Raw genomic sequence first — 21,945 nt, 5'->3', positions numbered from 1 at the left:
TACTCATGATAAACATGTCGTCAGTAGTCATAAAACCATCCTATATGCCGGTGGATACCGGAGCCAACCTTGACGCGGCTGAGTTGCCACGGGGCAATGCCCAACTTGCAAAACTCGCGCTCGTGATCCCAACCCTTCGTGAAGCTGAAAACATCTGCAATGTTCTGCGTCAGGTCCGGTCTGTTCTAGATCCGGTTGGTGTTCCTTACGAAATTCTGGTCGTCGACGACGACAGTTGCGACGGCACCGTCGAGGCCGTCTCAGCCCTCGCCGTGGAAGATCCGCGCGTTCGCCTGTTGGTGCGAAAGGGTGAGAGGGGATTATCCGGCGCTATCCTGCACGGCTGGCAGCGAACAGACGCCGCAGTCCTTGGTGTGATGGATGCCGATCTCCAACACCCGCCCGAACTTCTGCCAGAGTTGCTGGCTGCTATCTTAGACGATCGCGACATTGTAATTGGTAGCCGCTACACTCCCGGCGGGGAACTCGGCCAATGGAATCCAGCCCGCAAGTTCCTTTCCGCCGCCGCCGTCTGGGTCACCTGGCCGTTACAGAGGTCGCGTGTCCGGGCCAAAGATCCAATGTCGGGTTTTTTTATGGTGCGCCGCCGTTGCCTCGACCAGATCCGATTCCAACGTTCGGGTTTCAAACTCCTCCTTGAAATTCTGGTACGTGGTCGCATTCAATCGATTGAAGAGATTCCATTCGAGTTCGGCCGCAGGTATCGTGGTGCAAGCAAAGCCAATTTCAAGGTTGCAGTCGATTACGCAAAGCTTCTGGCGAGACTTTACGCCGGGAAATACCGATTTCGAAGTCATTCCTAGCGCTTAACTTCACCCCATTTCGCCGTGGCGCTGCTCCCGGAAACAAGCCAGCACCGCGTTTTCCGTAAGCACACCCTCCACAGCCGTGGTTCGCGCCCGGTTGCGAATCAGTAGCGCTGGCCACCGCGCAAAGTGGCGCAGCGTCCCATCCAGAGGCATATCGGGATAGAGCAGCGGAAGCCGCTCCTCCGGCAGCAGATCGCCCACCGCCGTTTCCGGCGAGGCATTGGCGCCAAACTTCTCCAGTTCCGCGGCACCTAGCGAGTATCCGTTTCCATCCGGAAACTGAATTACCACTGCGCCCGAATCATGCGGGCTGGCTTCCGATTCGTTCAGCGCCTCGCGCAGCCGCAGACTGGCAGGCAGCACTGGAATCGGCATCGGCTCTTCCGAGAACTCGATGACCGTGTCTAAAGCATCTTCGATATGCAGCCGTTCTTCTGCACGTACCTCTTCCATCGACGGCAGATCCAGCCCATCCTGACGCGTAAACACCTCAAAGATCGGAACGGGATCGAATCTGCGTGCAATCAGGTAAGCCACAGTGTTCGCCAGAATGACCGGCGCCACAATCGAATAGTTCCCGCTCACCTCCAGCACCATGAAGACCGAGGTCAACGGCGCACGCAGAAAAGCGGCAAAAAGCACGCCCATCCCGGCCAGCGTGTACGATCCGATCGGTCCTGTCAGATGCGGCAGCCAGATCTGCTGAATACTTCCGATCGCCGTTCCCAGCATCGCCCCGATAAAAAGCGTCGGCGCGAACATGCCGCCCGGCGTTCCCGAAGAGAATCCCAGCGTCGTCGCCAGCATCTTCAACGCGGCCAGCGCCAGCAGCAGCTTCCACGGCAATCCTCCGCCAATCGCCTGGTTGATCGTCTCGTAGCCCACACCCATCACCTGCGGATACCCGAGAAATCCAATCAGCCCGATCAACATTCCCGCCAGCGGAGGCTGCACCAGCCGCGTCCAATGCGGCAGTGCCGCCAGCCTGGGCCTGAGTTGCCGCAGCGTCGCCGCAAACACGAGCGCCGCTAATCCTCCTGCAACCCCGAGAATGGCGTAAGCCAGCAGTTCGCGCGGGTCGCGCAGCTCCAGCTCTGGTATGCGAAACAGCGGCGCATCGCCGAAGTACCAGCGCGAAACCGCATCCCCGGAGATGGCCGCCAACACAATCGACCCCAGCACCGACGCATTCCAGTTGCCCACAACCTCCTCGATCACAAAGAGCAGCGCCGTGATCGGAGCATTGAAAGCTGCCGCCAGTCCCGCCGCCGCGCCCACTGGCGCAAACAGCCGCAGATTTTCAGGCGAAAGCCCAAATCTCCGGCTCACTGTCGACGAGATCGCCGCGCCAATCTGCAACGAAGGGTCTTCCGGTCCTAACGAATATCCACCCCCCAGCGCCAGCGCCGTGCAAATGAACTTGCCGAACATCGTCCGCAGCGAGATATACCCATCGTGGATATACATCGCTGCCTTTGTCTGGTTCAGCCCCGATCCACGCACAGAGGGAAAGACAAACTCGACCAGCAGCGCCACAATCAAGCCAATCGCCGCAGGCACGGCGATCAGGCGCCAGTCGCCTCGGTGGAGACTCTTGCCCATCAACGCAAGCCGAAGCCACTCGATGGAGATGCGGAAACAGACCACCAGTAATCCGGAGAGGATGCCGATAAAGATAGGAAGGACAAGAAAGAGCCGCTTCTCTCGGCTGGCTGGCTGTTTGAAGACTGGCCTCTCGACGATTTGCTCTTCGAGACTGGGCCGCTGGAAGTCAGGCAACCCAGGCGCCTGAGAACCGTCGGACGAGCTAGGCATCAATGCCGCCTCACCACTGGCAGCGTAATCACCGGAGTATTATCCACCGGCAATCCCAGAGCAGCGCGGTAACGAGTATAGGCACTGTAGTAGAGACCGGTGATGCCGAAAAGCGCCAGCGTGATCGCGACCAAAGTCCCGAGCGCAAAGGCATCCTTGACAGCTAACCTGCGCAAAGGATGATGTTTGCCAAGCGCGGCCGGGAAGCTCATATCCAATTTCATCGTTTCCAGTGTACCGCCCGTCAATCCCACCGCATACCAAAACCCGAACCGCCCAAGGAGCATTCCCATTCCAGTTGCGGGCGATTCATTTGGGGATCTCCGGGTGCCGGGTGTCCCATCCTTGACGCGCACTTTGCGGTAAGGGTGGGATTCACGAATTTCAACCCATCAAATCGATGGCATCAACATCCGCAACAGTAGAAACCCAGCCACCCCGGCAAAGAAAACCAGCGCCATCTTCACCCCCGGCTCGCGATTCACCTCCGGCACCAGATCCGTCGCCGCCACGTAAAGCGCCACACCCGCCGAAACCGGCAACCCATACCGCACCAGTTGCGGCACCAGTCCAATCACCAGCACCCCAACCAGCGTCGCCCCTGCCAGCGCCACGGCAGAATAGAGCGCCGTCCGCCGGCTGCTGCCGCTGGCCAGCATTACCGAAGCCATCGTGAATCCCTCAGGAGCCTTGTGCAGAAAGATCGCCATAAAAATCAGCCAGCCAAGCAGGCTGTTGATCGCAAATCCCGATCCGATGGCCACGCCATCAAACACAGAATGCACTGCCAGCCCACCCAGCACCGAGTAGCTGGTATGCGTCGAAACGAATTCGCCATGATGCGTCTCTTCGCCAAAGTGAAAATGCGCGACGATGGTGTGTTCCAGAAAGTGCAAAGCACAGTAGCCCGCCATCACCAGCACAGGTGCCAGCTTCGCATCCAGTTTCAAACTCTCCGGCAGCATTTCGAGCACGGATGTGGCCATCAGAAAGCCCGCGCCCAGCGCAACAAAATACCGCAGATAGCGCTGGACGCCTTTTGCTTTGACCAACACCAGACCGCCGGCAATATCCGCCAGCGCCGCAACCGTACCGAGAAATAAAGAAAGTTTAAGCATTTGTCAGAATACTATGACCAGCACAGCGGAAAGCTCACAGGCTCGATGTAAATTTAGAAGCGTCCGCAATTCAGGGAGGCTCAATGTTTGAGCGATACAACGAAAAGGCCCGCCGCGTCATCTTTTTTGCCCGATACGAAGCCAGCGAGTTTGGTAGTCCCTACATCGAGACCGAGCATTTGCTACTTGGCCTGCTTCGGGAAAACAAGGGCGTCTTCACTTTGATTCTCGGCCTCAATCTCAGCGAGGAAGAGATTCGTGCTGCAATCTCTGAACTCACCACGAAACGGCAAAAGATCGCAACCAGCATCGACCTGCCCCTCTCCGACGAGGCCCTGCGCATCCTGGCCTATAGCGCCGAAGAGGCTGAGCGTCTTCGCAACAAGCACATCGGTCCCGAGCACCTCCTGCTGGGAATTCTGCGCGAGGAAAAGTGTCTCGCTGCTCGCATCCTGCGGGATCGAGGCATCCAACTCAAGAAGGCGCGCTCACTGATCGAAACTGGTGAAAAGGAACTTGCAGCCACCCGCGCAAGCGACGCAGACGCGGTGGTTCAGGGATTAGCAACCGGCCATTCCATCGGAATTCAGATACTGGAGGCAGGCTCCTCAGACATCCAGCTCAGGCTTCCAGGGCGCTCCAGGGTTCCACGCATCGGAGAGTCGATTCGCATCCGTGATGGAGAAAACGCTCACCACTCCTACAGGATTCAAGATGTCGTGTGGGAACTGGAGCCGGACCATGGCAACCCCGGCGCCTCCTTCTTGAAAGAAGTGACGCTGAGGGTCGTGAAAGAGAACGCGGACTAACTGCACAAACTTCGCTGGACGTCCGAAGCATCCCTTGTTGCATCGGGGTGCCTCATCCTCCTTCGTGCGTTAAAGCAAAACCACAGTAGGTGTGTCTCGAAGCGACTAAGGCCAGGTGGATTTTTCCTCAAGAAAAATCCACTTTGAACGATGCCAAAGAGGGATACGATTACTGCGGTTTTGCTCTAATTCACCTTGAATACCTGCAATCCCGCCTCTTTTGCCAACTCTCCCTTTGTATGCACCACAAAAAATCGTCCAAACGATGGTACATAGATAGAAGTCTTTCCTCCCAAAGTATCGATATGCTGCACCACCCGGTACCGATTTGGGGCGTCCTGCGCCACCACATCCAACCCATCTTCGCTTGTGATGTAGATGCGATGGTGCGTCGCGTCATACGTCATATCATCGGAGACGTTGCCGATCTTCAGCGTCGCCACCACGCTACCATCGCGCGCATTCAGCACCACCAACTCACCGGGATTGCGATTGCCCACAAACACCCGTTGATCCAGCGTATCCATCGCCATCGCAGAGTCCACATGCAGCTCCGGCGAAGACCAAGTCTGCTCTACAGTCCTTGTCTTCAGGTCCACCACCGCCACCTGGTTTTTGTCGCGCATCGTCGCGTAGAGCTTCTGCGCCGCCTGGTCCATCACCAGCGTCTTGAGCGTCGAGGCTTCCACCCGTACGCGGCCCACCACTTTCTGCTGGTCTACCGAGATCATGCTGATATAGGAAAAGTCAGCTTTCGCCGCGCGACCCCCATTACCCACATAAAAAATCCGGGACACCGGATCATAGACCCCTGCATCCGGCCCGGGCTCCAACGCAACGCTGCCCATGAGATGAAGATCGTGCCCGTCGAGGAACAGACACGCCGCGCCACCGGCATCGAGCACCATCAATTGATTTTTGTCTTCGAGGAAAGCAATTTTGCGCGGCGATTTCACCACCCCGCGGACACTCTGGTAGTGTTCACCCGTCTTCAGGCCAAAGACCTCAATCGAGGCATAGACCTCAGACACCACATACAGCCGCTCATGACGAATATCCACCGCAAAGTGATCGAAGTCGCCACCCGTTACTTCCGGCAGCGGCGTGGATCGAATCTGAGTAAGAGGAGTCGAATCTTGAGCGCACAACCCATAAGGGGCGAAAGGGATCAAAGCGGCAAGCACCGCAACTACGATTTGTTTCATCTTTTCCTGCTGGAGTTAATTCCCGGATCGTTCTATCAAGGTTTAAGCCACGAATACTTCAGTTGCTCATACTCTGCTTCAGATATTAGACGTTCTTTAGACACGATTGGCCGCTGCACTCTCGGCGTATGCCACCAGCGCCACCACCGTAATCCCCAGCAGCAGCACCGTGCCCTCTACGTTCGTACTGCGCGCGTGCAGGACATTGAAGTCAATCCGCGCGGGGTTGTCTGCGGGAGCCGCGTCAATCACACCGCCTGCCGCAACGCGATCCCGCTCCATTGCCGGAATAATGCTGAATTGCGAATAAGCCGTCAGCCCAACCATCAGCAATACCAGCACCATCGGCGCTAATACCGAGCGCGACTTGAAAATACCCCAGGCGGGGGCCAACGCCAGCAACGCCAGCAGCACAATTCCGCAGACCAGTCCCATCCAGTGCATAATACGCAGCAGCGCGCCAACAATCTGACCAGCCGCATGCGTATCCGGCGCAAGCTGCCCAAATGTAATCGCCGCAATAGCAGGAAAAAAGATCTCCGCGCCTAGCCAGACGATCAGGGACAGCAAAATCAGCGTTCGAATCAGCGTCTTCATAACTCCAACCTAAGCAACCAATCAATGCGATTGAATCAATAGCGCATCGCCACAAATCAGGGTGGGGATCAGCGATAGCCGGCACAGCGCAACAGTCCCATCACTGCCGGCTCAAAGCATGACGCAGCACAATCTCCAACGCCGACTTAACTTCAGAATATTCTTCCAGAGAAAGCTTTCCGGCCACCTTCTCGCTCTCGATAGCAAACAGCTCCTCCTTCAGTGCATCCAGCAGCAGTTGGCTCTTCTTTTTTCCGCTCGGCGCGGCAAACGCCGCGATCTGCGGCTCAGCCGGCAATGGGGCAGCGCCCACCGGGGACGCTGGAACGGCAGCCACAGCCGGCTTGCGCAGCAGGAAAGCCGCCGCAGCCGCCAGCACCAGCGCCAGCCCGCCCAGAATCCAGTACTTGTACTTGCTCAATGGGTCCGGCGTGTCGATCGGATTCCCCAATCCACCCCCAGGCTTCCCACCAGGCCCACCCTGCGCCGCGGTGTCCTCACCCGCCTGCGGACCCGCTCCGCCACCAGCAGCACCACCGCCATCCGGTCCGCCCGCCTGCGAATCTCGCGGAAACGCGCCCGTACCTGAAACCGTAAATTCCAATGCCTGACCCGGCTTTACACCCCGCGCCAGAAAGGTCTGAGCGCTCACATTGTCCGGAACCGTCTGATAGCTCGTGCCCGCGCCGGGCTCGAACTTCATGCTCTTCGGCACCATGATCGCCAGATTATCGGTCGCCTGCATCAGCTTCGGCGTGAACTTGTAGCTGCCCGAATACGGCACGTGGTACGTCAACTGAAAGCGCGTTCCGTTCTCGCCCTCATTCGGCCGAATCGGAAACGAAAACGCATAGTGTCCCTTCGGACTGACGGGATCGGGAGTCGCCGCCAGCGGCATGTTGCTTGGACCAACGGTCGCCGCGCCCTCCAGCGTCGCATCCGGCGGAATCACAACTTCATACGTGTGCTCGCTCGACTCCGTCCGGGGCGGGGAAGAGACGTTCTTGACGAAGTAGTTCTCCGTAATCTTTAACTGCCCGTTGTCAGCTTCAATCCGCAGCACATCGGCTTCCGTCGAGACGCCCCCTACCTTCGCCGCCACGTCATACACGGTGATAACGGCGTTGACCGCTCCTGGCGGCATGTTCTTGAAATACGCGCCCTTCTGATGTTCCACCTTGATCAGAAAAGGCGCATCAGAAGAAGGCGTCGTGAGCTTGAATTGTCCACTCGCGTCTGTCTTCGTGCTGCTCAACTCTTCCAGCCCGGCGGAGAGACTCAGCAGTGAAACCTTGTCTCCACCAGCAGGCTTGTTCGTTGTCATGTTCGTAACGGTACCGGTAATCGTCCCCGCAAATGCAAGGGAACCAGCAGCCAGCATCGCGAGCGCAGAGACCCGCAGACAAAAGAAAGTCTTTGAATTCAAAACAGAACCTTTCCACAAGCAAGAAATCGGCGGGCTCACCAGACGCCGCGGCCGGCTATTCCCTAATGCCTAACCCCTGTTGCATGTGCCTGAAGCGAATCCATCTCCGCCAGCACCGTCGCCGCTTCCTTCTCAAGAATCCCGCGCTGGACCGTGTAATCCTCCAGCGGATATTTGCCCGCCTGATACTCAAAATTGAGGTCGCGCAGATTCGCGTAGATCTGTTCCTTCAACTCTTCCAGAAAATCCAGCCGTGTTTTCTGCCGTTGCACCGCCGCATTCTTCTCCGGCCAGAAGGTAAAGAGAAACAGCAGCAACGCCAATACCGCGCCGCCAATCATCCCGTCCGTACTCGACATATCGAACCCTCGCTCGCGCTCTTGAATTCTGTCTTAAACCAAATCTTCGGGCGCTCCATCCTTGGCGCGTCTTTTGCCCAAAGGGTGGGGTACGCAGATGCTTTAATCCGTCTCCGTTTCCCTGCGAATCCGGTCCCGCATTTCGGCTCCAATACCCGGCGGTCGAGCCTTGCCATCTGCCCCAACATGCACGAGCTGGGCCTGATTCTTCGCCCAGTTCCGCACCAGCAGAATCGTTCCCACCAGGGCAACGGCTGCAACCAGAAACGGCATGATCCAGGCCACCAGATCAAACCCCTGAGTCGTCGGAGCAGCCAGCACCGTCGCCCCGTATTTCTGCACAAAACTCTGCAGGATCAGGCTGTCGTTCATGCCCGTGGCGAGGCCCGCGGTCAACTCATCCCGCATTCCACCCGAAACCGTGCAGCCCACATGGTTACACTCCAGCAGCACCTGGCCGCACCCGCAGGTGCACATCATCTTGTGGCCAAGATCGTTAAACCGAGCCTGCGGATCAGTCGCCCCCACAGAAAAACAAACCACGCAAGCGACCAGCAGGGCCTGAGCCACACGAGCCAACGGTCCCGAAAATTTGGGCCGGATATTGGAGAATCTGGAAATCTGGGTGCCCCATCCTTTGGGCGATTTTGCACAAAGGATGGGGTCCAACACACGCCCGTTAAGAAACCGCATCAATCTCCGCCCCCAGTCACTCCCACAGCAGCCTGCATCGGCCCAGGCTGCGGCACCGGTACAGCCACCGCAGCCCGCGACGGGCTGAGACTCGGCACCAGCGCCACCAGCGTTCCAAGCACCACCACAACCAGCCCCACCCAGATCCACATCACAAGAGGATTGAGGAAGGCCTTGATAATCGGCAACCCGGTCGTCGAATCCCGTCCCTCATACACCACATATAAATCCCACTGCATCGTCGAGTGGTTGGCCACCATCGTCTGCGGCTGCCCGTTCACCGCGTAAACGCGCTTCTCGGGAGCCATCGACTGGGCCAGCACCTTCTTGCCGTTCTGATAAACATCCAGCAGCGAAAATTCCGAGTCGTAATTCGCGTTCGACTCCTGCGTATTGCCGAGGTTCACCAGCGTATACGGCCCAATCTCCATCTTGTCGCCCGGCCCCATTGGCTTTTCCGCGCTGCGATTGAAGGCATAACCGGCAAATCCGATAAAGATGATCACCACGCCAAAGTGCACCAGGTATCCGCCATACCGCCGAGTGCTCCTCCGAACCAGCAGAATCGTCGACGACAGATAATCCTTGCCCGTCTGCCGCCGTACCACCGCCGCCCCGCGCAGAAACTCCGAAGCAACCGCCGTAGCCACAGCCGCCGCCAGCGAAAACGTCATCAGCGAATAAAAAACGCCCTCATCCGCCCACGGCTTCAACCCCACCGCGATGCAGGCGATCGCCGTCACCCCAAACGCAACCCCGGGCAGAATAAAATTCCGCCGCAGGCTCTTGAACGACGATGCCCGCCACGCCAAGAGCGGCCCAACGCCTGTCAGCAGCAGCAGAAACACGCCGATCGGTATTGCAATGTGGCTGTAATACGCGCCCGAGAGCGTCGTTTTCGTCCCCTCCACATACTCCGAGAGCACCGGAAACAGTGTCCCCCAAAGAATCGTGAAGCAGGCCGCCAGCAGCACCAGATTATTGAAGAGAAAACTCGACTCCCGGCTCACCAGCGACTCGACGCGATGCTCCGACTTCAGATGATCCTTCTGCAAAACAAAGGTGAATATGCAGACGACAGCGATCAGCACCAGGAACGCCACAAACCAGTTCCCGATCGACGACTGAGCAAAGGCATGAACCGAACTCACCAGCCCCGCGCGCGTCAGCAGCGTCCCAAGAATCGACAGCATGAAAGTCGAGAAGATCAGCCAGACATTCCAGCTTTTCATCATGCCGCGCTTCTCCTGCATCATCACCGAATGCAGAAAAGCCGTGCCCGTCAGCCACGGCATCAGCGAAGCATTTTCCACCGGGTCCCAACCCCAGTACCCGCCCCAGCCCAGCACCGCATATGCCCAGTGCATACCAAGGAAGATCCCGATGGTCAGAAACATCCAGGTAAACATCGTCCAGCGCCGCGTGATGTGAATCCACTTCTCACCCGGATACCGCATCATCAGCGCGCCCAGTGCAAACGCAAACGGCACCGTGAATCCCACATATCCCAGGTACAGCATCGGCGGATGAATCACCATCTCCGGATACTGCAGCAGGGGATTGAGGCCATTCCCATCCGCCGGCGCAACCCCGCCCCGCACCAGCGAAAACGGCGGCGCGGCAAAGTTCAGCAACAGCAGAAAGAAGACCTGCACCCCGGCCAGAATCGTTCCGGCATAGGCATGAAGCTTCACGTCGCTCTTATGCGTCAGTCGCAGCACAAACCCATACGCCGCCAGCAACCATGCCCACAGCAGCAGCGAACCCTCCTGCCCGCTCCAAAGCGCGGCGAACTTATACGGCGCGGGCAGTGCGATATTCGAGTGCTCGACAATATATTCGATAGAAAAATCGTTGTGGAAGACCGACCAGCTCAGCGCAAAGGCCGCAGCCGTAACCGCCGCAAATCCGGCAATCCCCGCCCGCCGCGCCGTCTCAGCCAGCCTCTCCGGCGAAACCCTCGCCAGCCCGCCGACAGCCAGGAGACGCAGCGCAATTCCGCCGGCAAACAGGTTATAAGCCGCCAGCGCTAGTCCAATCAGAAGAGCAAAACTACCAAATGCCGCCATAAGCTTTTCGCCACTCCGCCCTATTTGTCACAATCGATTGTCGCACCAGCCGCCACACGCTACCAAGCGCCTCGTAAAGCCAGTCTCATCCTATGGAAAGCAATTGTTACGAAACTCAACCAAAGGTTTGAGGAGACGGAATGCGGTGTCGTAATGCGGAGTCGTAGGACACCTCGCTTCCGACCCCTGAAGCGAACTGGACGCGAACAAATTCCGGATCAAAGATCCGCGCCGCTCATCTCACAGAGGGCGGAAGGCGATGCCAGGAATAATGCATAACCTCATTCGCCGAACTTAGAGATGAGACAGCCTAGAAGCCGAGAGGAAAGCACGAATGAACGACACACCAGGCAACTTTCTCGAAGGCAAAGTAAACCGGATATTGGTTCCCGTAAATTTCTCGCCCAAGACATCCCTGGTCTTGGAACATGCGATCGCGGTAGCGCATGTCTACGGCGCATCCCTCCTGCTCATGCACGTCCTCAACGCGACAGCCTTCGTGGCAAACAGCGTCCCTGGAGCGACGCTCGAAATTCTCCAGCGCAGCGAATCGGCCCTCGAAGAACTCGCCGAGTCCGTCAGAATGCAGCACATCGATTGCCAGATACTGATGCGCAAGGGTGACCTCGACACCCAGATCGAGCAGGTTATCGCCGAATACCGGGTCGACATACTCGTTCTCGGAACGCAAGCCGCATCAAACTTCGGCGGATTCGCGCTTGCTTCGACCGCCGAACGCATTCTGCGCAAAACCATGATCCCTGTGCTGACTGTCGCCGACTGCCGCCCAGTCCGCAAATGGGTTGGCGAAGGTCATTTCCACGTCTTCGGCGTCACAGACCTCAGCCCCGAATCCATTCGGAACTTCGAATACGCCCGCGCCCTTCGACGTCGCTTGCCCGTCGAATACACCCTCGCGCATGTATTGCCGAAACACGCAACCCCGGAGCGAATCGAAGCCGCTACGGAGCAACTCCATGCGGTGGTGCAGTTCGCCGATACCAAAGTGGAAGTTCTGGAGGGTGCAATAGGCCCAACTATCTGCCAGGCCTCAGCCAGAGCTGGAGCAGATCTCATCATCACCAGCGTCAGGAAGCACTCCGTCCTGCGTGAGATCCTCCTCGGCCACACCCTGTTGGAGATTCTTTACGGAGCCAGCTGCCCGGTCCTGACCATCCGCATGGAATGAACTGTGACGTAAGTAAATAGACGTAAATGTCAATAAAAATTGCGCCGGAAACCGGCGCATATGACGGACATTTTTCACTCTGTCTTTCTATCAGGACTCTCTAGCCGAAGCTGTTCTGCGACCGCAAAACCCGTTACACGGAAGGCAGTTTCTCAAGCCGTTCGCTTCTGCCGGGAAACCACTAGCCCCCGCGCCAGCGACCTCAGCTCATCCGGTGACGTCGTCTGCGAAACCAGGACATCCGGAATCCCCTGATACTCCTGCTCCGCATTCGGCACGGCACTAAGAACCAGCACGGGGACCGCCGGCATCCTGCTGCGAAACTCCGCCACAAACTCTGGCCCTGAAATCCCTTTCATCGCATGTCCGGTAATCACCAGCGCCAGCCCCTGCGCAAACTCCGGCGACTCCACCAGGCACAGCGCCTCAGACGCATCCAGCGCTCGCACCACATCCGGTGCGCTACCCTCCAATAACGATTTCCTCATTGAGGCCCGAAGTGGATTGTCGTCCACTAGCAAAATCTTCTCCATAATCACCCGTGGCCGGATGAATGTTACCATCTAGCTTTTCCCCCGGTATTTACCAACTAGCCACATAGATGTGCTAAAGTGCGCAGAGGTTGCCTGAAAATACTGGAAGTTAATCGGTTTTGCCATCCCTAACCGAACAAGAACTCCTTCGCCCGCAGCTCCTTGATGGTGTCCCGCAACTTCGCCGCCTTCTCAAACTCAAATTTCTTGGCCGCCTCCCGCATCTGCGCCTCCATCCCCTCCAGGTACTTATCCAGCTCAGCCTGCGAGGCAAACTCCGGCATTCCCTCCGCCGCTTCCTCCAGTGGATCGCCATATTCCGCCTTCAAAATCGCCGCCAGAGAATTCTCCAGCTTGCTCAAAATCGACTGCGGCGTAATCCCATGCTCCAGGTTGTAAGCTCTTTGAATCTCACGTCTTCGGTCCGTCTCGTCAATCGCCCGGCGCATCGAATCCGTCATCCTGTCGGCATACAAAATCGCCCGACCCTCGACATTTCTCGCCGCGCGCCCAATCGTCTGAATCAGCGCCCCCGTCGACCGCAAAAAACCTTCCTTGTCCGCATCCAGAATCGCGACGAGCGAAACCTCCGGCAGATCCAACCCCTCCCGCAGCAGATTGATCCCGATCAGCACGTCATACTCACCTTTGCGCAGCCCCGCCAGAATCTTGATCCGCTCCAGCGTCTCAATCTCCGAGTGCATATACCGGCAGCGCACGCCGACCTCGGTGTAATACCCCGCCAGGTCTTCGGACATACGTTTGGTCAGCGTCGTCACCAGCACCCGTTCATTGCGCTTCGCCCGGTCGCGAATCTCCCCCAGCAAGTCGTCAATCTGCCCCTTCACCGGACGAATCTCAACCTCCGGATCAATCAGCCCCGTCGGCCGAATGACCTGCTCCACCACCACCCCGGCCGCCTTGGTCAGCTCATACGGCCCCGGAGTCGCCGAAACATAAATCGTCTGGTTGATCCGGTTTTCAAACTCGTCAAATTTCAGCGGCCTGTTATCCCTTGCCGAAGGCAGCCGAAACCCATAATCCACCAGATTCTGCTTCCGGCTCTGGTCGCCAAACCACATCCCGTGCACCTGCGGGATCGTTACATGCGACTCATCGACGAATAATAGAAAGTCCCTCGGAAAGTAATCCAGCAGCGTCGGCGGAGGCTCACCCGGCAGCCGTCCGCTGAAGTGCCGCGAGTAATTCTCAATCCCATGACAGTAACCCATCGACTTAATCATCTCCAGGTCAAACCGCACCCGCTGATGAATGCGCTGCGCCTCCACCATTCGCCCCTGCTTCTCTAACTCAGCCTCCCAATCCGCCAGCTCGGCCACAATGGTTTCGATAGCCTGCGCCTTGCGCTCCGGCTGCACTACATAGTGGCTCTTGGGATAAATCGGCAGCCTCGCATACTTCTGTTTCACTGTCCCAAACAACGGATCGATCTGGGACAAAGACTCAATCTCGTCCCCAAACAACTCAATCCGGTAAGCATTCTCGTCATAAGTAGGGAAGACCTCGATCACATCCCCGCGCACCCGGAATGTTCCGCGCCGGAAGTCGTGATCGTTCCGCTCATACAGAATCTCCACCAGCCGCCGCAAGATATCCTTGCGGTGAATTCGCTGCCCCTTTTCCAGCAACAACAACATCCCGTAGTAAGCCTCCGGCGAACCAAGACCATAGATACAGCTCACCGAACTGACAATGATCGCATCCCGCCGCTCAAACAAGCTTCGCGTAGCCGATAGCCTAAGCTTGTCCAACTCCTCATTGATCGTAGCTTCCTTCTCGATATATAAGTCCCCGGCGGGAATATAAGCCTCCGGCTGATAATAGTCGTAATAACTGACAAAGTACTCGACCGCGTTCGAGGGGAAGAACTGCTTGAACTCGTTATAAAGCTGCGCCGCCAACGTCTTGTTATGTGCCAGAATGAGCGCAGGCCGATTCAACTCCTCGATCACCTTGGCCATGGTAAAAGTCTTACCCGACCCGGTAACCCCCAGCAAAACCTGGTGCTGCTCCCCGGCAGCCAACCCCGACACCAGTTCCGAGATAGCCTTAGGCTGATCCCCCTTAGGCTGATAAGGCGTAACGAGTTGAAAGTCCATAGCAATCAGTATACAAGAAAGGCGAAAATAAGGCGAAATATCGTCCGCAATATATTGGAGATTTGCCCATCGACTACAATCGCAAAGCGAGGTCTAGGAATAGAATCAATCTGATATCTTCAAGCACAACAAGAATATGGGGGTTAGATGAAACTTACGAGTGTCCGAGTAGAGAACTTCAAGAGCATCCTCGACTCCAACGAGGTGGCCATCCAAAGCGATGTCACTTGCATAGTAGGGAAGAACGAATCAGGAAAGAGCGCGTTTCTGAATGCGCTCTACAGGCTCAGGCCAGTGAACGCGAGCGCGAAATTTGAGGTCAAGAAGCAATATCCAGCATGGCTCGACAAAAGACATCGCCGAGAGGGAAAAGTTCTCGACGAAGCAGAGCCAATTCACGCGGAGTTTCTACTGTCGGAAAGCGAAACAAAATCGATAGCATTCAAATATGGTCAAGGGACTCTAAAATCCACGTCAATCGTTGTGTCCAAATCCTATAATGCGTCTGTTTTATATTCATTCGAATGGCGGGTGGCCCAGATCTCAATAAGTAACAATCGAGGGTGCCCCAGGTCTCGCCTCTGAGACCTGGGCTTCTCAAAGCCCCCACTCGGCCATGCGCAAGCGACAAAACCCGGCTTCTTTCGAGCCCTCCGACTCAGCACGCTCCGATAATCTCGACCAACCCAAAGCGCCAAAGGCGCATCGCTATCCCAGCCCAGAGCAACGCCCTGGGTAACAAGACCAGCTAATGCGCTCCAGGGTTGAAAGCTAACTAAATTTGATAGCTATTTCGAATTCAAAGATCTCAGCAGGTCTTTAATCGCGCTGTCGACAGTTTCAACAAACGCTCCGAAAATGATTCCTGTGCACATCCCTAGCAAACATCCAAGTATCGTTCCTCCAATCGCGCTTATATCTCGCGAAGGATCAGAAAGAGCAAATCCGATGGCTCCGCCGAACACCGCGCATAGAAGCGCACCGCCTGTTGCGGCACAAAGAGCGCTTTCGTCTCTTGGGTAACGCCTTCTCAACAGAACCCACGCAGCACCTCTTCCAATCCATTGGAGACTCTGGTCGGCAAGGCCCCAAAAACCAAGTGAAAATGCTTCCATTTAAGTCCTTTCTGCTTTTGCGGGCACAAGCCAATTGCGCGAGACGGGGTCGCACCCGAGTACTTGAGTCGCTTTCATCGCTCGCCTCCTCGGCAAAATCGAGAAGCCTGCTCACATCAAAGATTAAGCTCCGGTTGCGGGATTCGCTATGACTTATGTCAGAGCGCCGCGTCTTCCTCCGGGCTACCTTTAAGTCCGGTCCATAGCCCAAAAGGTGAACATAAGGCGAATTCGGCCTATAAAACCCTTAAATTACGCGAAATGATCCGAATGAGATGATCGCAAAATCCTCATAAGCGCAAGATGGCCGAGATCGGCGCAATAATAATTTTCTTTCGATTGCGCAAGGGGCTAATTACAATAATTGATTAGTGCGGTGAGTGAAGCACGGCTGTGTAGATTAGGATCCGCCTCCCCTGCGGTCGTTGCAGCTAGTAGTCCTCACCATGCCTACCGGTTCCAGGATTTTTTGCTCCTGAGCCGGGGCACGTACAATTCGACTATCATTCCAGGTTATCTTGCACTCAAGCAGTAATGCAGTTGAACAGCCACAGGTGTCCAGTAGTCAAATGCACTTGTCGGTGTCCGTTCGTATCTGAAAGTTTGAGAAAAACGCTCTTATGAACGCCACGCCTGAAGATAATCGCAATGTCTTGGACATCGATACTGGAACTTCGAGTATCACGAAGATGCGCGAAATCGCATTCGCTTTGCGCTGGAAGGAGGCAAGGTGGCGTTCAGGCAAAGGCCAGGTGGGTGGGCCAATCACGCCTCTCCATGTTGTGGCCATGGACGACGGCAGCCGCATCCCTTTCTATGGCGTAAATTCCTTAAACCCGAGCTCTACAGACTTTCTTCGTCTGGCGGAGATGCTTGGCCCAGACCAGCCATTCTTTAGCATCCACCCACCTTCCTCCGAACGAAATGCCGAACGCGGCAGTTCGGTTCAGGAGCTCGCAAAATATTATGTCGATGCGCTTCAAAAATTTCAGCCGGCAGGCCCGCTCGCTCTGTCTGGTTGGTCCGTGGGTGCGGTCATTGCTCTTGAAATGGCGCAACAATTGAAGAACGTCCATGACAGGGAAGTTGCCCTGCTGATCGCAATCGATTTTGGACCGCTCAATACCCCAGCCGACAAAAGACCCTTCGGTATCTTCGAAAAGTGTGCGCGCTTTTATTTCCAGAATAGAAATTTCGCCGAGTGGGCCTATGAAGAAGTCAAGCGGAATCCATCTCTTCTGTCGGCCGTAAAGGTCATTTGGAATAAAGCAAATGAATCCATTACAAGGGTACAGGAAAGACGCAGGGAAGCAGCCGGTCTTATTCAGCGCCATCCGGCAGAGAGTCGATTGTCCTTTTTTAACCATATCCCCCGGGACGCACAGGAATATGCAAAAGCTCTGCATACCGCAGTTGAGGAATATGTACCGAAGAAATACTCCGGTCCCATGCTGGTCTACGTGTCAACGGCCCAGCCGCTGCGGCTTGAAACCAGAGTGGAAGAAAAGTGGAGAGACATCGCCGACTCAGTAAGTGTTTGCGTAGTAGAAGGAACGCATGTGACCATCTTCGAAGAGAAGGATGGCCGCCCGCTCGCCAAGCATCTACGGGGTGAACTGGACAAACTTTCCTTGTCTACGTCTGGAGCTGCTGTTTATCCGGAAAGTCGTACCGCGAACTCCCCGGAACAATATGTAAAGGACGTGATGAACCTGAACACATTCGATCCCACAGACTCCACGCGCCGCGAAACGTCTTGATACAGGGGATCACCGACATCCCCATTTGCTGCAACGAGGCGCAAACATCCCAATAAGCAGGCGTCTCCATACACCTGAAAACAAACCAATCGCAACAACTCTTCGAGCCAAGTCTGCTCCATTCACCAACAGTGCTCTGCGTGGAACAGTTTCCCGCCGTCAACCGATCTCCATATGAAAGTTGAACGCATAGTGGCCGATCACCATCGTGAAGTTCCATTTCGTCCCCTGCTGGAGCACGTTGGGCCGAAACTGCGCGTACTGCTGCTCGAACCAGAAAGCAACGTTCTCACCATCTTGCCGGGAGAGATGCCCTTTCTGTCCAAACGGGCCGGGTGTATTCGGACCTTGGTTCACCCCGCAGTTGAAGTAATTGGACGTGCCTCGCATATTCCAGGCCCCGTTCCCGCAATAAGTCGTAATCGTCGGCCCCCATTGTCCCGCCTGCAAAGGGGGCGGGTTACCCATCTGCGTGAACAACTCGATGATCGCGCCAATCACCGTATTGATGTCGCTTTCGAACATGGAAATCGAACCCCCATAAGAAGCAGGAGAAGTGTAGCATCGGTCCAACCACGTGACGGGGCAATCTTTCGTGAAGAATCGCCAGCTCGATCAACTCAACTCAAGTGCACTGACCCACCACGAAGAGCCTCTACGAATCAACCGTCGCGGAACGGCACAGGTTCATCGCCCTGCTTGACCGCTTCTGCAAAGGTGGCCTGGCAGCTTGCACGAAGAATCCTCACTGCTTCATTGGAAAACTAACCGCCGAAAAGCGGGGCAAAGGAATGTACAACATCTCGACCACCACTTACAACAGCTCAGTGCTTAGACGACACGGCAACCTTACTATGTCTCGTTTCAAGACACATCAAGCGAATTCGAAAGCTATTTTCCTTTTTAAATGGCTCAAAAACTTGAGCATAATAGCAGACATAAATGTCGTAAGTATTGCTCCAGGCGCAAGGAAGCTAGCGATGGTTACCCAGAGTTACTAGAATTATCTCTATTTATAAGCTGGCTATTGACAGCAACCGTGCTACTCTCGCCTAAGTTATGGATAACTCAATTCAAAATACATCCAAGCCCGGAGCGTCCGCGAGTCCCTCATTCGACTCTGCTCACTCGCTTCCCACCTCCGCTGGAAAAGGCGAGGCGTGCTGCATAGACCGCTGCCCAATCTGCGGCAATTTCCTCTGCGGTGTCTACTACCGCGTCAGCGGTCAAGTGGCGTGCGCCCTGTGCGCTATTCTGGCCCGCGCTCGCCGTTCAAACGAAAACCGGTCACCCTTCGACCGTTTTTTGAGTTTCGACCGATTTTTGAATATCCTCGCCTCCAGGTCGCGCAATCTCAATCGATTGGACGGCCCCTACAAGGTATAGCAGCGAGCCGGAAGTCACGCACAGATGACGCCGCGCCAGGACGCTGTTCACAGCGCCAAAAATGCCTGCGTCACCCTACACATTAAGCAAGAGCCCGCACAGGCTGCCAACACTGGACCCTTGATTACTAGCCATTACTAAAAATCGCGAAATTAATAGCGCGCATTCCTGCGAATTCGTGTAATCTCGCGTCATCCATGCCAGAATCCCTCCAAACTACGCAGGAATTGGCTGCGACGTCCCTGCGCCGTGAGACGAATGCCTTCCTGCCGCAGTTCTCCTCGGCAGAGTACGGAAAGAAGGCTAAACTGCGCTGCGGCCAATGCAGCCATTTCATCTTCAGTGAGTTTTACCGGGTAAATGGCCAAAAGATCTGTTCGACCTGCGCCGATCAGATTCATGCAGGCATCTCGACGCCGAGCCACGGCTCCCTGTTTGGCGCGCTTCTCTTCGGCATCGTCGGCGCAAGCGCAGGCTGCGCTATTTATGCCGCTCTTAACTCCGATATGGGCTGGACCGTCGGCTATCTGGCTCTTTTTGTCGGCTGGATCGTAGGCAAGACCGTCATGGCTGGAGCGAGAAGCGTTGGTGGATTTCGCGTCCAGGTCGTTGCCGCCGCGCTCACGTATCTCGCCGTTGCCCTCAAGGCACTCCCGGCATTTCTCTACGGCACTTACAATAACCTCGATTCCTTAACCAGATTCACCTCCCAGTGGAGTGCGCTGCTCACGGATCTCGTACTCACCGGCCTTGCCTCACCTTTCCGGGGCCTCGCAAACAACACAGTCAATGCCGGCATCGGCCTGATCGTCCTCCTGTTCAGCGTGACTATCGCGTGGCAACTAACGCGTCTCAGGCCCCTGGTCGTGTCCGGACCTTTCAGCCTGAAATAGTGCAAAGCCAGCCTCCACGGCACAATTAAATAACTCCAACATAATCCAGCAATCGCAAAATATATAACCCATGACATAGATGTCGTATGTTCTATTGTGAAACTGAGTTTCCTGCAATGTTACCGTAAATTACCAAAGACTCACCGATGGAGTAGTAGCTTGTGTGTGAATCAATGCTACTCTCCTGAGTTATGTATAGCTTAGAACAAAACACCTCTAACTTGGACTCGTTACCCGCGAGTCACACTTCCCACCCGGATTTTCCGCGGTTTCAAGGAGCCGAGTTAGCAGAGTTATCTCGTACCGAGCTTTGCCGCAACTGCAATAACTTGATCTCGTTCGAATACTTTCGTATCAACGGCCAGATGGTCTGCCCCTCCTGTGCCGTGCAGGCGCGCACCGGGCGATCTTCCGATAGTCAGGTTGCCTATGCCCTGGCTCTGTTCTTCGGCATCGGAGGAGCGATTGTGGGTTCCATCCTCTATGCCGGATTCACGATCGCCACGCATAGCACGCTTGGTTATCTTGCACTTGTTGTCGCCTGGATCGTTGGCATGTCCATGAAATACGGCTCCAATGGCCTGGGTGGAGGCCGATACCAATTTGCGGCTGTCGTGCTGACTTATTCGGCAATTTCCCTCGCCGCGATTCCAGTGAACCTGTATGAGGCGTTTTCCCAGTCAGGTTCCTCGACCAACTGGGCTGGTCTGCTGAATCAGGTCCCGATTTGGGGCGTTGCTTCTCCTTTCCTTGGTCTGGGAACAAATTTCGTTGCCGCCGGAATCCGCATGGCGATGCTCTTCCTGGGCCTTTGCGTCGCATGGAAGATGACCCGTCCGAAGCCGCTCAGTGTAGACGGTCCGTATTGGGTGGCAGCTCCGTGACCATCAAACTCTGGCTCAACCAGTTATGATCGATTAGAAAGCATCGTGTAACTTTGTCGATCATTCCTCATTCAGCTATCGCCAATTGTCCCAACTGCGGCTCCGACCTGCCACTCGGGGCGCTCTCCTGTCCTCAGTGCCAGGCGCTCATCTATAGTCGCGAACTGGATTCGTTGGCGCAGGAAGCCCGCGCTCACGAATCGAACGGCGAATTCTCGCAGGCAAGAGAGGTATGGAACCGGTCCCTGTCGTTGCTGCCTCCCGGCTCAAAACAAGCCGAATGGGTCCGCGAACGGATGCGAGCGTTGGAGACCACGCAACCCGCCCCACAGTCCGCGCCAGCCAAAGGCCAGGCCACGCAGGGATGGGTTAAGAAGCTGGGTCCGCTTGGTCCATTCGCCCTGTTGTTGCTCAAGTTCAAGACGCTCTTCCTCTTTCTTTTCAAGCTGAAATTCCTGTTCAGCTTCCTCTTCTTCATCGCTCTCTACGTAAGTATCTTCGGCTGGCGCTACGGCCTCGGAATCTCGGTCTGCATCCTGATTCATGAGATGGGTCACTTCGTTGACATCAAGCGCCGCGGGTTGCCCGCTGAAATGCCCGTCTTTCTCCCCGGCTTCGGAGCTTACGTCCGCTGGACCAGCCTCGGCGTCACCCGCCGCCAGATCGCCCAGATCTCCCTCGCCGGCCCGCTCGCAGGCTGGATCGCCGCCGCTGTCTGCTTTCTCATTTACGCGCAGACCGGCGACCCGCTCTGGGCTGCTCTGGCCCGCACCGGAGCTGTCCTGAACGTCCTCAATCTTATCCCCATCTGGGTCCTCGATGGCGGTCAGGCAGCGAGCGTTCTCGGCGTCGTCGAGCGAGCAGCATTGCTCGCAACCGCGCTCGGGCTCTGGTACTACACCGGCGAAGGCATTTTCTTCTTCGTCGCGGCGGGTACAACCTGGCGTCTCTTCACGAAGGACAAGCCTCAGCAATCAGACTGGAGCACCTGGACCTACTACGCGGCTTTGCTGGTCGCCCTTGCCGTCATTCTCCACGCCGCTCCCAACACCCTCGCCAACCAGGGACTTCCCGCCAGATAGCATCCATTCGCGCATCTCAGGATAGAATTGCTCCCATCCTCGTCGGAATGCCTCCAAAGGAG

General features: G+C 56.1%; 20 protein-coding genes. 8 read left to right on the top strand and 12 right to left on the bottom strand.

Annotated elements, in window-relative coordinates; all coding sequences use genetic code 11:
* Positions 1–14 precede the first annotated feature (14 nt).
* A complete protein-coding gene (locus tag OHL23_RS12775; protein ID WP_263352269.1) occupies positions 15–824 on the top strand; it encodes a polyprenol monophosphomannose synthase in 810 nt (269 codons plus the stop codon).
* A gap of 9 nt (positions 825–833) precedes the next feature.
* Here OHL23_RS12775 and OHL23_RS12770 read toward each other — a convergent pair whose 3' ends face one another.
* The 3 genes from OHL23_RS12770 to OHL23_RS12760 all read right to left on the bottom strand — a co-directional run bounded on the left by OHL23_RS12770 (position 834) and on the right by OHL23_RS12760 (position 3,763).
* Complete coding sequence (locus OHL23_RS12770; RefSeq protein ID WP_263352268.1) at positions 834–2,645, bottom strand: chloride channel protein; 1,812 nt, start codon at positions 2,643–2,645, stop codon at positions 834–836.
* Positions 2,645–2,869 carry a hypothetical protein gene (locus OHL23_RS12765; RefSeq protein ID WP_263352267.1) on the bottom strand — a complete coding sequence of 75 codons (225 nt, stop codon included), beginning with the start codon at positions 2,867–2,869 and terminating at the stop codon, positions 2,645–2,647. Before OHL23_RS12765 ends, OHL23_RS12770 begins: the two co-directional genes overlap by 1 nt.
* Positions 2,870–3,037: 168 nt before the next feature.
* On the bottom strand, positions 3,038–3,763 hold the full coding sequence (locus OHL23_RS12760; protein WP_263352266.1) for a ZIP family metal transporter: 726 nt from the start codon (positions 3,761–3,763) through the stop codon (positions 3,038–3,040).
* Positions 3,764–3,846: 83 nt separating this feature from the next.
* Between OHL23_RS12760 and OHL23_RS12755 the strand changes: the two genes are divergently transcribed.
* Positions 3,847–4,572, top strand: a complete 726-nt coding sequence (locus tag OHL23_RS12755) for a Clp protease N-terminal domain-containing protein (RefSeq protein WP_263352265.1) — start codon at positions 3,847–3,849, stop codon at positions 4,570–4,572.
* A 185-nt stretch (positions 4,573–4,757) separates the two neighbouring features.
* Here OHL23_RS12755 and OHL23_RS12750 read toward each other — a convergent pair whose 3' ends face one another.
* From OHL23_RS12750 to OHL23_RS12725, 6 genes are all read right to left on the bottom strand, one after another.
* Positions 4,758–5,777, bottom strand: a complete 1,020-nt coding sequence (locus tag OHL23_RS12750) for a YncE family protein (protein ID WP_263352264.1) — start codon at positions 5,775–5,777, stop codon at positions 4,758–4,760.
* A gap of 96 nt (positions 5,778–5,873) precedes the next feature.
* Entirely contained in the window at positions 5,874–6,374 is a 501-nt protein-coding gene (locus OHL23_RS12745) for a DUF4149 domain-containing protein (RefSeq protein ID WP_263352263.1), read from the bottom strand.
* 100 nt (positions 6,375–6,474) lie between these two features.
* Positions 6,475–7,800 (bottom strand): peptidase associated/transthyretin-like domain-containing protein, encoded by a 1,326-nt coding sequence (locus OHL23_RS12740; RefSeq protein WP_263352262.1) that lies wholly within the window; start codon positions 7,798–7,800, stop codon positions 6,475–6,477.
* A gap of 62 nt (positions 7,801–7,862) precedes the next feature.
* Positions 7,863–8,159, bottom strand: coding sequence for a hypothetical protein (locus OHL23_RS12735; protein WP_263352261.1), 297 nt, complete (start codon positions 8,157–8,159; stop codon positions 7,863–7,865).
* Between the two features lie 102 nt (positions 8,160–8,261).
* Positions 8,262–8,852, bottom strand: coding sequence for a cytochrome c-type biogenesis protein (locus tag OHL23_RS12730; RefSeq protein WP_263352260.1), 591 nt, complete (start codon positions 8,850–8,852; stop codon positions 8,262–8,264).
* Positions 8,852–10,921 carry a heme lyase CcmF/NrfE family subunit gene (locus tag OHL23_RS12725; protein WP_263352259.1) on the bottom strand — a complete coding sequence of 690 codons (2,070 nt, stop codon included), beginning with the start codon at positions 10,919–10,921 and terminating at the stop codon, positions 8,852–8,854. Before OHL23_RS12725 ends, OHL23_RS12730 begins: the two co-directional genes overlap by 1 nt.
* A gap of 334 nt (positions 10,922–11,255) precedes the next feature.
* Here OHL23_RS12725 and OHL23_RS12720 point away from each other — a divergent pair, with 334 nt between their 5' ends.
* On the top strand, positions 11,256–12,110 hold the full coding sequence (locus OHL23_RS12720; RefSeq protein WP_263352258.1) for a universal stress protein: 855 nt from the start codon (positions 11,256–11,258) through the stop codon (positions 12,108–12,110).
* 152 nt (positions 12,111–12,262) lie between these two features.
* Here the strand turns inward: OHL23_RS12720 and OHL23_RS12715 are convergent, their stop codons facing one another.
* Positions 12,263–12,643 carry a response regulator gene (locus OHL23_RS12715; protein ID WP_263353236.1) on the bottom strand — a complete coding sequence of 127 codons (381 nt, stop codon included), beginning with the start codon at positions 12,641–12,643 and terminating at the stop codon, positions 12,263–12,265.
* A 128-nt stretch (positions 12,644–12,771) separates the two neighbouring features.
* Complete coding sequence (uvrB, locus tag OHL23_RS12710) at positions 12,772–14,763, bottom strand: excinuclease ABC subunit UvrB (protein WP_317891680.1); 1,992 nt, start codon at positions 14,761–14,763, stop codon at positions 12,772–12,774.
* A gap of 147 nt (positions 14,764–14,910) precedes the next feature.
* On the opposite strand from uvrB, the gene OHL23_RS28845 reads away from it, so the two are divergent.
* On the top strand, positions 14,911–15,348 hold the full coding sequence (locus tag OHL23_RS28845; RefSeq protein WP_396127358.1) for an AAA family ATPase: 438 nt from the start codon (positions 14,911–14,913) through the stop codon (positions 15,346–15,348).
* Positions 15,349–16,498: 1,150 nt separating this feature from the next.
* Entirely contained in the window at positions 16,499–17,638 is a 1,140-nt protein-coding gene (locus OHL23_RS12705; protein WP_263352257.1) for a thioesterase domain-containing protein, read from the top strand.
* A gap of 159 nt (positions 17,639–17,797) precedes the next feature.
* Here the strand turns inward: OHL23_RS12705 and OHL23_RS12700 are convergent, their stop codons facing one another.
* Positions 17,798–18,163 (bottom strand): hypothetical protein, encoded by a 366-nt coding sequence (locus OHL23_RS12700; protein ID WP_263352256.1) that lies wholly within the window; start codon positions 18,161–18,163, stop codon positions 17,798–17,800.
* Between the two features lie 1,058 nt (positions 18,164–19,221).
* Here OHL23_RS12700 and OHL23_RS12695 point away from each other — a divergent pair.
* From OHL23_RS12695 to OHL23_RS12685, 3 genes are all read left to right on the top strand, one after another.
* Positions 19,222–19,917, top strand: coding sequence for a hypothetical protein (locus tag OHL23_RS12695; protein ID WP_263352255.1), 696 nt, complete (start codon positions 19,222–19,224; stop codon positions 19,915–19,917).
* 329 nt (positions 19,918–20,246) lie between these two features.
* Positions 20,247–20,801 (top strand): hypothetical protein, encoded by a 555-nt coding sequence (locus OHL23_RS12690; RefSeq protein ID WP_263352254.1) that lies wholly within the window; start codon positions 20,247–20,249, stop codon positions 20,799–20,801.
* Between the two features lie 53 nt (positions 20,802–20,854).
* A complete protein-coding gene (locus tag OHL23_RS12685) occupies positions 20,855–21,883 on the top strand; it encodes a site-2 protease family protein (RefSeq protein WP_263352253.1) in 1,029 nt (342 codons plus the stop codon).
* Positions 21,884–21,945: the final 62 nt, after the last annotated feature.

The organism is Acidicapsa acidisoli (assembly GCF_025685625.1).
GTDB lineage: Bacteria > Acidobacteriota > Terriglobia > Terriglobales > Acidobacteriaceae > Acidicapsa > Acidicapsa acidisoli.
The sequence above is the reverse complement of the archived record's forward strand: the minus strand, read 5'-3'. Positions and strand labels throughout refer to the sequence as shown.